The sequence below is a fragment of the Flavobacterium quisquiliarum genome (assembly GCF_019308285.1).
In the GTDB taxonomy this organism is placed as follows: domain Bacteria; phylum Bacteroidota; class Bacteroidia; order Flavobacteriales; family Flavobacteriaceae; genus Flavobacterium; species Flavobacterium quisquiliarum.
Genome location: NZ_WWEM01000020.1, coordinates 261,461 through 276,333, shown reverse-complemented (window position 1 = coordinate 276,333; position 14,873 = coordinate 261,461). Strand labels below are relative to the sequence as shown.

Here is a 14,873-nt window from a genome sequence, read left to right as displayed (position 1 = left end):
TGTGTGTTTAGTTTTGAATCACTTTAAGTTTTGTTCCATTAACAAAAGCGTCGTGCGAAATAAAAAAGGTATTAAGTGATTTTCCGTTTAACTCAATCGAATTGATTTTTCCATCATTATTGATTTGTCTTTCAATTACAATGTTTTCTTTTTTATAATATCTTGGATCTAATTTGATCGTTACCCTATGAAACATTGGTGCTGTAATGGTGTAAATTGGATCTCCCGGCGAAATTGGGTAAATTCCCATCATCGAATACACTAACCAAGCCGACATTGTTCCAGTATCGTCATTTCCTGGCAATCCTTTTGGTTCATTTTTGAAATATTCGTGAACCAATTTCTTTACCATTTCTTGAGCTTTGTATTCTTCACCTTTTACATAATTGAATAAATACGGATTGGCAATATCTGGTTCGTTTGCCATATCAAATTGTTTGCTATCAAATATTTTCTGCAATTGTGCCGAAAAAGGTATATCACCTCCCATTAATTTCTTCAATCCGACAATGTCGTGAGGAACCATAAAAGCGTATTGCCAAGCATTTCCTTCGATAAAGCCAACATTTTCTTCAAAATTGGCTCCTGAATTTGGATCAAATGGCTCATACCATTTTCCGTCAGGCGTTCTTGGACGAAGCAGATTTAAGTTTTTATCAAATAATTTTCTGTAGGATAATGAACGTTCTTTAAAACGTTTTACATTGTCTTTGTCACCGAATTCGTTGGCCATAAGCGAAATAGAATAATCTGAAATATTGTATTCCTGAGTTGTAGAAACTGGGCCTTTGTTGTCAGTTGTCAAATATCCTTTTTTGATATAATCTTTCAATCCCGGACGAAGCGGATTATTTTCAATATTATCTGCGCCCTTTAACATCGCATAATAGGCTTTATTAACATCATAGTCACGAATTCCTCTCATATAAGTATCTGTAATTACTATACTTGCAGGATCTCCAACCATGGTAAAAGTTTCAGTCGAATTCAATTCCCATTTCGGTAACCAGCCGTTTTCATCGAACATATCCAACATACTTTTTATCATATCGGATTGCTGTTTTGGATAAACCAAAGACATTAACGGATGAACATTTCGGTACGTATCCCATAAAGAAAATACGGTATAACGGGTATCTTTGGTTTTAGCAATCTTACTTCTTTTAATTACTGGATATTCTCCGTTAATATCATTTAAAATATTTGGGTGAATTAATGTATGGTATAAAGCCGTGTAGAAAATCGTGTTTTCGTCTTTTGTACCGCCTTCAACCAAAATTTTAGAAAGTTCTTCGTTCCATTCGTTATAGGTTTCTTTGTAAATTGCGTCAAAAGATCTGTTACCCACTTCTTTTGCTAAATTTTCACGGGCATTTTCGATACTTACGTACGAAATTCCAATCTTCACTTCAACCGTTTCTTGTTTGTCGAATTTATACGTAAAATAACTTCCAATACTATCACCTACTACGGTTTTAATGGTATTTTCCATCATTCTGGCTTTTCCGTTGTAGCCCATCCATTGTGCTTCGACACCGCTGTATTTCGCAGGTTTTTTCCAAACTCCGAATTTATCAGCAGGCTTAGAAAATTGAGCCACAAAATAAACTGGGTAAGCATCCTCTGGACTGTTGTAACAAAATGAACCAACTGAACGCATTCCTTCAATTTCTGTAGAAGAAACGACTTTTACCATTGCACCTTCTTCGTTTGTTAAACCTAAACCAAGATTTAGTAAAATATTAGATTGCCCTTTCGGGAAAGTGAATCTGCTAATCCCAACTCGTTTTGAAGCTGTAAATTCGCCTTTTACTTTGTACTTGTCAATGTTTACGCTATAATAAGCCGCTTTCGCCACTTCATTAGAATAAGTCGAACCGTATTTTAAGTGATCGATTTCTACTGCTCCAGTGGTTGGCATCAATAAAATAACACCTAATTCCGGACAGCCAACTCCGCTTAAATTCACCTGACTAAAACCTGTCAAAAAAGTATTTTCATTTACATAAGGATTTGAAAGCCACTGGCTGTCTTTTTCCATTGGAGTATTTTTTACTCCCGCCACATTAAACGGACTGATACTTGCCATGCCGCGTGGGGCAATTGGTCCTGGATAAGCCGCACCGTAATTAGAAGTTCCAATAAACGGATTTACAAAATCTGCTGGCTCTTGCGCAAAAATTGTAATGCTAAAAAACAGCATGTACAAAATACATGCTGTTTTAAATTTATTTGTATTTAAAACCATAGGTTTCATTTTTATCTGTTGATCGCTTCAATTTTTAAAGTCCAAGCTTCTTTCGCTGGAAGATTGTTTCTTAAGCTTTCTGGAATTACTACTTTAAATCCGTTTCCTTCTTTTGTCCATTTTAAAGAAGTTTTAGAACCTAACATTGTAATTTTTGTTCCTTTTTTAGGACTGATAGCTTTTACAGTAACTTCAGCAGGAATTTTATCTTCTCCGTCTTTAGCTAAATAAAATGCAAATACATTTCCAGCTTTATTTTGTGTGAAACAGATGTTTTCTTCTTTGTAAGGCTCGATTGGTTTTGTGTTGTAAATCGCTGTGCTGTTTACTTTCATCCAGTCACCGTAAGCTTGCAATAAATCGTAAGCTCCCTTATCCCATTCTCCTTCTGGACTTGGAGCAACGTTTAATAATAAGTTTCCGCCTTTTGCTACAATATCAATCAACAAATGAATTCCTTGTCTCCCTGTCATGTATTGAGCACCTGGAGAATAAGACCATCCACCACCAGCTGGAATACAAGATTCCCAAGGATAAGGCAAAGTTTTAGCAGGAACACGTCCTTCTGGAGTTAAGTAGTTTTGGTTTTTACCATGAACCGCTCTGTCAACCACAATCAAACCTGGTTGTTTTTGACGTGCTTTTACAACCAATTCATCCATTTTCGGATCTTGATCTACCACTCTGTGTTTGATGAAACCGTTTTTAGATTCGTTTTCAGTAAATTTCTCGTCGTAGTTTTCTTTGATGTTTACTTGGTCTCTTTTTCTAACCCATCCTCCATCTAACCATAAAATATCTACTTTACCGTAGTTAGAAAGAATTTCTAAGATTTGGTTGTGCGTGAAATCAACATATTTCTGCCATTTTTCTGGGTATAAAGACGGATCGTAGTTTACGTTTCTGTCGAATGGCGGAAAATAAGGATCCCAGTAATTTTCATTATGCCAGTCTGGTTTAGAGAAATAAGCTCCGGTTGAAATACCTTCACCTCTAAAAGAGTTGAAAATTTCTTTTAACACGTCTGCTTTAGGATTGGTATGAAATGGAACATCTTTACTAGTAATCTTGTAATCAGAATATTTAGTATCATACATATTGAATCCGTCATGGTGTTTGGTGGTAAAAACCATGTATTTCATTCCTGCATATTTCGCAGCTTTTGCCCATTTTGCAGGATCAAATTTTACAGGATTAAATGTTTTTCTTAAACCTTCGTAATCTTTAATATAATCATTATAATTAGATGGATTACTTCCTTTTTTACGTTCACACCATCCATAATCTTCAGGACAGATAGACCAGGATTCTACAATTCCCCATTGGCTGTAAGTTCCCCAGTGCATTAGCAGACCAAATTTTTTGCCTTGCCATTCGTCTAAGTTTTTTAATACTGCCGGATCTGTTTCTGGTACGTATCTTTCATCTTCATAAATGGCCTGAGAGAACATTTGTACTGAAAATAAAAGGGCGATCATGAATATTCCTTTTTTCATCTTTACTCTAATTTATAATTTATTATTCTTTGTTTTTTAGTTTAGTTTATCCAATATCGGCTGATCTGCAAAAATCAACTCTTTTGGTGTGTTTTCGTTAAGTTGCTCCAATACAACAAACTTATTCTCACCTTTGTTCAACCAACAGCCTGGCACATACAGTGTTTGTTGTGGTCCTACTTTCCAGTAGCGTCCAAGATTGTGTCCATTAACAAATACAATTCCCTTTCCCCAATTGGTCATATCGAGAAAAGTATCAGCTGGTTTATCGATGTTTACTGCAGCTTCATATAAAATTGGTCGTCCAGGTTTTATGGTTTCATTTTTAACAGCTGGAACTTCACTCATCGGCATTTTATACATTTCCCATCCACCACTAATTTCATATTCATTAATGAATACTGGAGAAATAATTCCTTTAGTATTATGTACAATTTCAGCTCCGTAATTAATACGTCCCATATTTTCAACCAGAATTTCTAAAATACCATTAAAAGGAATAGAAACTGTTAGCTCGTAATTTTTGAAAACTCTATTCAATTCACCCACCTTAAATCCATTTACATAAACGGTAGCAAAGTCTCTCAATCCCTCAATTTTCAATTTGCCAGACGAAATTGGCTGCGTAAATCTTTTTCGATACAAAACATATCCATTTCCCTGACCTAAGTTTTCAAATGTTAATGGTTGATCATTTACAACCGCTTTTTCTTTTTTGATCCAGCTTAAAACATCCATACTCGATTTGATAGGCTGATTAGGATACTTTGTAACGGGTATTTTCTCTGGAATTGGTGCTAATTTTGTTTTAGAATACTTTTGCATTACTTCACGAATAGCCATGAATTTTGGTGTTGCCCAACCTGCTTCGCTAATAGGCGCATCATAATCATAGCTTGTAATATCCGGCTGAATATCACTTTCTTCATTATAATTTGCTCCAGAAGTAAATCCAAAATTAGTGCCACCGTGCACCATATAATAATTGAAAGAAACACCTGCATCAAGGTACTTTTTAGTTTGGCTTGCAATCTCCTCAGAACCAATTTTAATAAATGGTTCTGCCCAATGATCCAACCAACCAGAATAAAACTCTGCCACCATGTAAGGTCCTTGTCCTTTATGGAATTTATCAACCTGCTTTTTTAAGTTTTCTATATTTGATTCTCCATTTGCGGTTGGTAACACGCCTTCAACAGCACCTCCTTCAAACAACCAAGTGCCATCAGAAGTAAAAAAAGGCTCTGGGAACCCAGTTTCTTTAAGCATATTGTAAATTGCCGTTTTGTATGCTTTATGATCTTCAGCACTGATATCTGTTCTTTGAGAAACATAAGAACCAAATTCATTTTCAGCCTGAACCATAATAATTGGTCCTCCCTGGTTTGCAAAATTTCCTTTTACCACTGCATACAAATGTTCCAGATACGTTTTGCAAGCTTCTAAAAATGCTTTGTTATTGGTACGAATTACCAAATCTTTATTATTTTGCAACCACCAAGGATATCCTCCAAACTCCCATTCACCACAAGCATACGGGCCTGGTCTAAGAATTACATATAATCCTTCACTTTTAGCAATGCGTAAAAACTCTGCCAAATCTCTATTTCCCGTTTTAAAATCCCATACACCTGGCTCAATTTCATGATAATTCCAAAACACATAAGTTGCCACGGTGTTTAATCCCATCGCTTTAAGCATTTGCAATCGATGTCTCCAATACTCTTTAGGAATACGCTCATAGTGCATTTCTCCCGAATGTATTTTTATAATTTTCCCATCTTTTTGAAATTCTCCATTAGATATAGAAAATCCTTTTGTTTGAGCCTTTGCAAAAAACGGCATCAAACAAATCAATAATACTCCGAGTTTAAATAATATCTTATTCATTTTTTTTTCAGATTATACATTTATGACTTTAAAGCTTTGTCAAAGTTTGAAACTTTGACAAAGCTGTCACAAGCATTTCACGTTAAGCTATGTGTTTAAAAATATTTAATTCACCAAAATCTCATCCACAAACAACCATGAACTTTCTCCTTTTGGACTTTTCTTTAAGTTGCCTGCAATTACTTTAACAAAACGTACATTTTGTTTTTGGAAATTGATTTTGAAATCTTTCAACTCCGGAACTGGATTTGCTGCATACGGACGCATTACTTTTCCAACTTGCGTGTATTTAACTCCATCATTTGAAATCAATACTTTAACCTGAATTGGAAAATTAACTCCTGCTCCCTGGCTTTCTAAAGTTCCAACAATTACCTGCTCTACACTTTCTACTTTTCCAAGATCGATTACCAATTCCATATCATTAACCAACCAAGCCTGCCATTGACCGTCATGGAAATTTTTACTTCCTCTGATTGCATTAACCATTGTATTAGCATCTCCTTTATAATTTTCATTAAAAGGAGTTAAATATTTTACTTTCTGAGCAAATGCTTTATGGAAAACTATAGTGTCTGTGAATGTTTTTCCAACTGGTTTTTCATCCTGAAACAGAGAAGCTTTTAAAACCGTTGTTTCTTTTATTTCAATTGGAGTTGTATATTTTATTGCGTGATGATCAATACTTTGATTTCCTAAAACATAGCGGATATCTGGATTTGGAAACTCATTTTTAAGCTCTACTTTTACTTGTTTATTCGCCAAATCCGCTTTTGAAGAAGCCGTTACCAAATAAGCACTTTTCGCATAATTTAATCCTTGATAGTCGTAACGTTTAAACATTGAGAATAATCTTGATGTAAAATCGTTCCAATTGCGTTTCTCTTTCGGACTCCATAATGTTTCTGATAAAGCGGCTAATCTTGGAAAAATCATATATTCAGAATCTTTTGGACCTGCAATATGTTCTGCCCATAAATTGGCTTGTCCTCCTAAAATATGTGAAGCATCTTCTGGTGTCATTCCCTGTACAACCGGATCAAACTGATATACTTTATTTAAAGGATTGTAAGCATCAAAAGCTAAAGGTTCTTCGTTTTGAGGCCCTTGATAGAAGTTAAAATAACAAGGAGATTCCGGAGACATAATTACATCATGACCTTGTTTAGCCGCTTCTGCACCTATTTTTTCTCCTCTCCAACACATAATTGTTGCACTAGGATTTAATCCGCCTTCCAATACTTCGTCCCAGCCAATTAGCTTTTTACCTTTAGAATTCACATATTTTTCAATGCGTTTTACGAAATAACTTTGTAATTGTTCAACACTTTTTAAATGCTCGTCTTTAATTCTTTTTTGGCAATGAGGACATTTAGCCCAATTGGTTTTAGTCGCTTCATCTCCTCCAATATGAACATATTTTGAAGGAAAAATTTCCATTACTTCGTCTAAAACATTTTGTAAAAACTCAAACGTCGTTTCTTTTCCTGCACAGTAAATATCTGTTAAAGGCCAAACTCCCCCTGACGGAACACCAATTCTCTGATCGAAACAAGCCAATTCTGGATAAGAGGCAATGGCACTGCTTACGTGAGCCGGCATTTCGATTTCCGGAATTACTTCGATTCCTTTTGTTGCAGCATATTTTACAATTTCTTTTAATTCTTCTTGCGTGAAGAATCCACCATAAGTTCCTTTCTCGTCAGGATTTGTCGTTAATCTGGCATTCCAGCTTCTGTTTTCCTGATCGACTCTCCAGGCACCCACTTCTGTCAGTTTTGGATATTTTTTGATTTCGATTCTCCAGCCTTGATCGTCTACTAAATGCATGTGCAAAACGTTCATTTTATGCGCTGCCAAACGATCGATTGTGGCTAAAACATAATTTTTATCAAAGAAATGACGTGAAAAATCCAGCATTAAACCTCTCCATTTAAAACGAGGTTCGTCATTTATTGTCAAACTTGGAATCTGCCATTTTGCAGAAGTAATCGCAAACTGACTTTCAATTGCTTCAGGAAGTAATTGTCTGATGCTTTCTAAAGCGTATAGAAAACCGTTATTTCCTTTAGCAGAAATAATAATGTTCGTCGGATTTACATCTAAAACGTAAGCTTCATTTTTTAAATTCGGATCTGTTTTTAGTAAAACATAATTACTCGCTGGAGCTTTTGTAGTCACTTCTGGTTTCCATCCTGCTGCAGTTCCAAATTTAGAAGCCAAAGCATTGGCAGCATCTTTTTGAAAATCACCGTTTACTACAAACTTTGTATCTTTTGTAAATTCAAAAACACCTGTTTTGATCAGAGTCTGAGCCGGTTTCGGAATGATACGAATATCACTTTCTGTGTACACTTTCTGCGCGTTAGACGAGAAAATTGAAGTGATTAGGGTTAATAGGAATAGTAATTTTTTCATTCTTTATTTTTTGGTTTCTCTTTGTGGTTGTTTTTTAAACACATAGAGACATAGTTTTTTAAAGCTTAAAAAGGCATTTCACTTTGCATTAATGCACATAGAAACTGATTTCCTTTTTTATGTTTTGTTTTTTGTCACAGTTTTGTCATTTCGACGTTAGGAGACTCGAGCGATAGCGAACAGGCGAAGCAAATCTTCGTTAGTAGCTCCTCAACGTAACTCGCCAATCTTTGTAGAGTTTCTTGCGGAGATTTCTCCTTCGTCGAAATGACAAAACTTTGTGGTAAAACTTTGTCAAAGTTCTCAATATGCTATGTTATTTATTAAAAGTGAAATGCCTCTAAACACAATAAAAATCTATGTTTCTATGTGTTTAAAAAATTTCACTCAAAATCTTATTTATCCCAAGACATTTTAAATTTCGCGTCTTCCATTCTATGTCCTTTTACATCATCAGAAACCGCGTAATTAAATCCTGATCTTAGGCTGTAACCTGCATATTCGCCGTTTTTATTTAAAGCAATAAAACCAACCTGCAGATATTCCATGTCTTTATGATTTTTATGTTTGTTGTAAATACGTTCTGTGATTTCTTTACAAGCATCATAAGGAGATTTTCCCTGACGCATTAATTCAACGACCATTGCGCTTCCAGCAGTTCTAATAACCGCTTCTCCTAAACCTGTTGCAGCTGCTGCTCCTACTTCGTTGTCCAAGAAAAGACCCGCGCCGATTATTGGGGAGTCACCGACGCGTCCATGCATTTTCCAAGCTGCACCGCTCGTGGTACATCCGCCAGAAAGGTTGCCATCTTGGTCTAACATTAGCATACTTATTGTATCGTGATTTTCTATATTAATAACTGGTTTGTATTTAGAATCTTCCAGCCACTTTTTCCAGTCTCTTTCAGATTCTGGAGTCAGTAAATTTTCTTCTTTAAAACCTTCTGACAAAGCAAATTGCAATGCTCCTTGTCCTGCTAACATGACATGCGGTGTGTTTTGCAGGACTCTTTTTGCCACAGAAATTGGGTGTTTGATTCCTTGTAAAAAACAAACAGAACCGCAATTACTGTTGTGATCCATGATACAGGCGTCAAGAGTCACTTTCCCTTCGCGATCCGGATATCCTCCATAACCAACACTGCGGACAGTCGGATCGGCTTCAGGTATTTTCATTCCGGCTTCGATAGCATCTAAAGCCGATTTTCCTTCTTTTAGGTTTTTCCAGGATTCTTTATTTGCAGGCAGACCGTGATTCCATGTCGAAATAATAATCGGTTTCTGCTGCTTTTTCTCTTTTGGTTCTACAGCTGTTTCTTCATTCTCAGAATTAGCTGCAAATCCGCTTACGCCAAAAACAGAACTTATGGCTAAGGTGCCTAAAGTCGTTTTCTTAATAAAATCTCTTCTATTTGACATGTCTTTTGGTTTTAATTCAACATTCAGAAACAAAATGTTCTTAATGTTGCTAAATTAATCAGTAATAATTTTTAATCCCAGTAAAATCGACTACAAAGCCGATTTTACCTCTCTAATCGTTTTTAAATTACTATCTGATAAGGCATTTCCGTCAAAAAATGAAACTCCGGTTGCGCCATTTTTCTTTGCTTGAAGAATTGCTTCTTTTAATTCTGCATCCGATTTTAATCCTGGAATGTAAATTCCTGTATTTACTTTCGTTGGCTTTCCTTCTAAATCGGCTACACCTTGTTTTGTTGCGTAACCAACCCAGTCAATTTCTTCATCATAAAAACTATGATAAATCATTGGATAAACTTCATCAATATTCCATTTATCCCAACGTTGACGCACCATGTGATCTGCCATTTCAGGATAAGGAAATACTGCTGCTGTTAATTTTTTATTGTATTTGTGAGCAATTTTGTAAGCGTCATCCACCACCGCTTTTACCGCATTTAATCGGAAGTTTTTCCACTCCATGTCAATTGAAGTATTGTGGCTTTCTTTTGGATTCTTGTGATGTTCTTTTTCAAATTTGCTTACACAAGCATCACAATAACAGAAATCAAATTGTGGTAATTCTGTATCCTGAACTAAATTGTATTTTGGCAATAAACTGATTGGCAGGAAAATATCCGGGAAACGAATATAATCTAAATGCACGCTTTCGATTCCTTCCACTTTTGCCAAACCTTCAACTAAACCTAAAACGTGGTTTCTAGATTCTTCTTTAGTAGGGCAAAGCCATTGGTAATAATCTACATACGGACGATTATCAAAACAAGATTTTCCTTCTTTACTTACCTGATACCAATCTGGGTGCTGTAACGCAATTGAATCATTTGGACGATTCATTGCCATAATCCAGGCATGCACTTTTAGTCCTTCTTTTGTTGCAAGCGGAACTAATCTTGCTAATAGTTTCGGATCGGTTTGCGTGTTAATTAAAACTTCGTCGATTCCGCCGTCTTTGTATTTTTTGAATTCTTTTGAATAATCTGCATCCGATTTTTTAGCGTCGGCAGTTGTCCAAACACCAAAAGTGAATTTACCGTTTTCCTGATCTTTATTTTCTTTTTGTCCGCACGAGAATAAACTCAGCGAAAGCGCTAATACTAAAACTTTTGATAGTTTTTGCAGCTTATTCGTTCGTAATAATTTTACCATCTTCTTTAATTATTAAGGTTTTGTTTGAAAAAGGACTCTTTACCAAGATATTAAATCCTGATGAATGATTTTCTAAAACTGGTTTTAAAACTTTTCCATCAACAACTATATTTTTTTTACTGATACTTTGCAGTGATTTTGCCCATGATTTATTCTTATCGAAATATCTCTTTTGAGCACGGTATAACGTATAAAGTTCCCATTTTACTTTTTCTTCCTGCGGAATTGTAAATTTATCATCGCTTTCTTTTGAAGAAAAGTATACATAAGCCCATTTTTCGGGCTCATGCATATTTATCACTCCCATAGGCGACCAAACCCAATTGTATTCTGGGAGAAACTTTCCTTCTGAATCTTTTTTTCTTTCGTATTTTCCGTCAGCGATAGAATGCTGCCAATTTACCCGAGAGAAATTAACTCTCCAAAACTTATCTTTTGGAACAATGTTATCAAAATAAGATGCTTTATAAACCGACCACGGAATGGCAATTTCTAATGTCCAGCCTTTATCTGTATCCGAAGCATTATTTAAAGTTCCGTCTACCTTTACAGCCGATTTTAAACCTGTTATATTCCAGTCGTTTAAAACGGTATTTTTTTCTCGGTATGGTTTATTGATGAATAAATCCCAAGCCGTATTCAGCGCATTAATTTCTAATTCATAATAATTATGAGTATCATTATCTGGATCAATAAAAACCTCAAAATCATTATTGTAGAAAATAATTGTATCGCGCTGTCTTAGATTTGCCCAAACATGAGGCTCTTCCATTTTTGCCAGGATATAGTAGTATTTATCGTCCCAGAGCATCTTAACCTGAGTTTTGTATTTTGGAGTTTCAACACCTTCTATGTCGACAAAAGGAGTTGTCCAAGATGCTTTTTCCCAAGCTTTATCTGCTTCATCGCCGTCAATAACAATTTCGCTTGACGTTTTATAGGCAATATAACTTTTCGGTGTAACCGGTTTTTCAGATTGCGCATAACTCATCAATCCAACAAAAAAAACGGCAAGGGACAATAAATTACTTCTACTATGCATCTTTGTATTATAAACTATTATCTTTTGTAAACTGAATTACTTCACTTAATTTTCCGAAAGCGATTGCTACATGAGTATCTGCCACACCATAGTAAACTGCCAATTTATCTTCTTCAATATCGTGTAAAGCAGCACAAGGGAATACTACATTTGGAACATCTCCAACCATTTCATACGTTTCTGCTGGTCCTAATAAATAAGGTTGCGTTCTGTATTTTACTTGGTCTGGCGAATCAACATCTAAAAGAGCAGATCCCATTGCGTAACGGAAACCGTTGCAAGTATTGATAACTCCGTGGTAGATCATTAACCAGCCTTCGTCTGTTAAAATCGGAATTGGTCCCGCACCTACTTTTGTGCACTGCCATGCACTTTGCTCAAACGGACTTGGTTTCATCACCAATCTGTGTTCTCCCCAATATTTCATATCCGGGCTATAGCTGATCCAGATATCTCCAAAAGGTGTATGTCCGTTATCACTTGGACGGCTTAACATCGCATATTTACCGTTGATTTTCTGTGGGAATAAAACTCCGTTTCTGTTGAAAGGTAAAAATGCATTTTCGCATTGAAAAAATTCTTTAAAATCGAAAGTATAACCAATACCAATTGTTGGTCCGTTGTAACCGTTGCACCAAGTAATCCAGTAACGGTCTTCGATCCAAACCACACGTGGATCGTATTTATAAGCAGATTCGATCATTTCTGTATTTCCAGATTTCATCTCAATTGGTTCATGGTTAATGTCCCAATTGATCCCATCTTTACTGAAACCAGCAAAAATATTCATCTGAACTGCTTTATTATCACATCTGAAAACCCCAGCATATCCGTCTCCAAAAGGTACAACTGCACTATTGAATATACTGTTTGATGAAGGAATCGAATATCTGTCGATAATTGGATTCTCAGAATATCTCCACATTACATCTTTACTGTTTTCGGGTCTGTCTTGCCAAGGAATAGTACTCATTTTTTGTTTTTTTATTTATTAGTTTTTTTATTCTTTTATTCTTTTTAAACACATAGGGACATAGGTTTATTTTGTCTATAAAAGGCATTTCACTTGTTTAAATAAACATAGCTTTACGGTTCATCTTGCGTTCCCGTAGTTGAAACTACGGGCTATATTCAAAGCTATGTGTGAGAAACTAGTTTCTTTCTACACTCTTTTCAAAGTCAAGAAAATCTATGTTTCTATGTGTTTAAATTTTTAAAATCTTGCTTCTTTAATCTTGTCTCTACAAAATCTCTACTCTTCAATCTTCCTAACTCGATCCAGCCAAGTAAACTTCAACACTGTAGTCGTCACTAAGAAAACCACCAAAGCAACTCCCGCTTTTGGATAATCTCTGATAATGAAATAAATTGGAAGCAGAATCATGCTTGACTGCCAAATAATACCGATAATACAGTTCATCATATCTAGGTAGAAATCATTATTTTTTTGGAAAGACTGATCTTCCGCTTTCAATTGTTTGTAAACTGGAGTCCAGAATCCCCACGGTCTTACATTGCTGTAGAAAGATTTTAGGACTTCCATATCTGTTGGTTTGCTTAGGTAAGTTCCTAAAAGGCAACCCAAAATTGACATTCCAAAAATTAATGGAAATAAGTAGATTGATGGTACTTGCGAAAGGTCATGCAAGAATGTTCCAGCTGCTAAATTTCCCTTATTCTGATCTAAAACGAATTGAAGAGAAGCAGCAATTAATCCGCCAACCATTCCCCAGAAATAACCCCATCCGTTGAAACGCCACCAAATCCATTTCAAGAAGTTGGCTGCCACATATCCTCCATATAATGCACTTGTAATCCAAAGTGTTAAAGAGTTAATCGAATCTGCAAAGAATCCCATGAAAACTCCAAGACCAACAACCAAGAAAGAAGAAATCTGACTTACTTTGATATAATGTTTGTTTGAAGCAACTGGCTTGAAGTATTTTTTATAAATATCATTTACAATATACGCTGGCCCTGCATTTACGAAAGCAGAGAATCCAGACATGAACGCCGCTAATAATCCTGCTAGAAGAATTCCTTTAATTCCAACTGGGATATAAAGATTCACCACTTTTGGCATCAATAATTCTAAATCTGCACCCGTTAGATTTACGTTTGCATTTAATTCTGGCGCAAGGTTTACCAATGCAATAACCACAATTCCTGTGATTAATAAATATCTGGGAATAAATAAAATCAAGTTCGTGAAACCACTCATGTAGGCCGCTTCTTTTACTGATTTTGTAGAAAGAACACGCTGTAAATCATAACTTGGAGTTGGTCCTGCAACACTCGCGAAGAAACCTTTAAACAAGGTCATTCCAATAAAAGCGCCGAACATTTTGTAACCTTCAGTGTCAATTAATCTGTTGAAAGTTTCGAATTTATCGCTCCATTGTGTTTCGAATTCCCATCCGAAGAAAACATTTTTCCATTCTGGTGTAATAACCGAATTGATCTGAATATCTGTATAATTAATGAAGGCATAACCAGCAATTAAAACCCCGGCAACAATCATAATAATATATTGTACTACTTCTGTCGCAACTACAGAAAACATTCCGCCTTTAACCGTGTAAATTGTAGTTAAGAAAATGATTAACAAAGCATAAGCCTGTTCAGACGTTAAAAAAACAGAACCATTTAAGTGAACTGTTAAATCCCAAGGAAGAATAATCGTTACAAATTTTCCGATTCCAACAAAGAAATAAGCAATGAAACCAATTGTAGAAATGATTGCAAAAATCGCTACAATAATGTGTGATGCTTTTCCAGCCTGATCGCTTCCAAAACGAGTTAAAATCCACTCAGAACCTGTCATTACTTTTGATCTTCTAATCCAGACTGCGAGGAACATCATGACGAAAATCTGATTCCAAATTGGCCAAAGCCACATAAACATGAAACTTTTTACACCATATAGAAATAAAACGCCAATCATCCAGGAAGTTCCTGAAACATCAAACATTCCAGAGCCGTTACTCAATCCTAAAAAATACCATTTGATTGATTTTCCTCCAAGGAAATAATCATCAAGTCCTTTTGATGCTTTTCTTGAAATCCAGATTCCTATACCGACCGACATTACGATATAGATTAAAATGATTGATACGTCTATAATGTTCATTAAATATTTATTTTGAATT

The 14,873-nt window shown here is 35.5% G+C and carries 9 protein-coding genes; all 9 read right to left on the bottom strand.

What is annotated here, in order from left to right; genetic code table 11:
- Positions 1–7: 7 nt before the first annotated feature.
- Positions 8–2,248: a GH92 family glycosyl hydrolase gene (locus GSY47_RS09110; RefSeq protein WP_246611298.1), complete on the bottom strand. Its 2,241-nt coding sequence runs from the start codon at positions 2,246–2,248 to the stop codon at positions 8–10.
- 11 nt (positions 2,249–2,259) lie between these two features.
- Positions 2,260–3,744: an alpha-L-fucosidase gene (locus GSY47_RS09105; protein ID WP_179005852.1), complete on the bottom strand. Its 1,485-nt coding sequence runs from the start codon at positions 3,742–3,744 to the stop codon at positions 2,260–2,262.
- A gap of 36 nt (positions 3,745–3,780) precedes the next feature.
- Entirely contained in the window at positions 3,781–5,634 is a 1,854-nt protein-coding gene (locus GSY47_RS09100) for a glycoside hydrolase family 35 protein (RefSeq protein ID WP_179005850.1), read from the bottom strand.
- A gap of 105 nt (positions 5,635–5,739) precedes the next feature.
- Positions 5,740–8,052: a glycoside hydrolase family 20 protein gene (locus GSY47_RS09095; protein WP_179005848.1), complete on the bottom strand. Its 2,313-nt coding sequence runs from the start codon at positions 8,050–8,052 to the stop codon at positions 5,740–5,742.
- 395 nt (positions 8,053–8,447) lie between these two features.
- On the bottom strand, positions 8,448–9,473 hold the full coding sequence (locus GSY47_RS09090; protein WP_179005846.1) for an isoaspartyl peptidase/L-asparaginase family protein: 1,026 nt from the start codon (positions 9,471–9,473) through the stop codon (positions 8,448–8,450).
- Positions 9,474–9,563: 90 nt separating this feature from the next.
- Positions 9,564–10,682: a putative glycoside hydrolase gene (locus tag GSY47_RS09085; protein WP_179005844.1), complete on the bottom strand. Its 1,119-nt coding sequence runs from the start codon at positions 10,680–10,682 to the stop codon at positions 9,564–9,566.
- Positions 10,657–11,724: a carbohydrate-binding family 9-like protein gene (locus GSY47_RS09080; protein WP_179005842.1), complete on the bottom strand. Its 1,068-nt coding sequence runs from the start codon at positions 11,722–11,724 to the stop codon at positions 10,657–10,659. Before GSY47_RS09080 ends, GSY47_RS09085 begins: the two co-directional genes overlap by 26 nt.
- A 7-nt stretch (positions 11,725–11,731) precedes the next feature.
- Complete coding sequence (locus GSY47_RS09075) at positions 11,732–12,697, bottom strand: glycoside hydrolase family 130 protein (protein ID WP_179005841.1); 966 nt, start codon at positions 12,695–12,697, stop codon at positions 11,732–11,734.
- 279 nt (positions 12,698–12,976) lie between these two features.
- Positions 12,977–14,854, bottom strand: a complete 1,878-nt coding sequence (locus GSY47_RS09070) for a sodium:solute symporter family protein (protein WP_179005839.1) — start codon at positions 14,852–14,854, stop codon at positions 12,977–12,979.
- Between the last annotated feature and the right edge of the window lie 19 nt (positions 14,855–14,873).

Coding starts and splice junctions, on each gene's coding strand:
- GSY47_RS09105 (WP_179005852.1), bottom strand. CDS start 3,744: ATGAAAAAAGGAATATTCATGATCGCCCTTTTATTTTCAGTACAAATG.
- GSY47_RS09100 (WP_179005850.1), bottom strand. CDS start 5,634: ATGAATAAGATATTATTTAAACTCGGAGTATTATTGATTTGTTTGATG.
- GSY47_RS09075 (WP_179005841.1), bottom strand. CDS start 12,697: ATGAGTACTATTCCTTGGCAAGACAGACCCGAAAACAGTAAAGATGTA.
- GSY47_RS09080 (WP_179005842.1), bottom strand. CDS start 11,724: ATGCATAGTAGAAGTAATTTATTGTCCCTTGCCGTTTTTTTTGTTGGA.
- GSY47_RS09110 (WP_246611298.1), bottom strand. CDS start 2,248: ATGGTTTTAAATACAAATAAATTTAAAACAGCATGTATTTTGTACATG.
- GSY47_RS09090 (WP_179005846.1), bottom strand. CDS start 9,473: ATGTCAAATAGAAGAGATTTTATTAAGAAAACGACTTTAGGCACCTTA.
- GSY47_RS09095 (WP_179005848.1), bottom strand. CDS start 8,052: ATGAAAAAATTACTATTCCTATTAACCCTAATCACTTCAATTTTCTCG.
- GSY47_RS09070 (WP_179005839.1), bottom strand. CDS start 14,854: ATGAACATTATAGACGTATCAATCATTTTAATCTATATCGTAATGTCG.
- GSY47_RS09085 (WP_179005844.1), bottom strand. CDS start 10,682: ATGGTAAAATTATTACGAACGAATAAGCTGCAAAAACTATCAAAAGTT.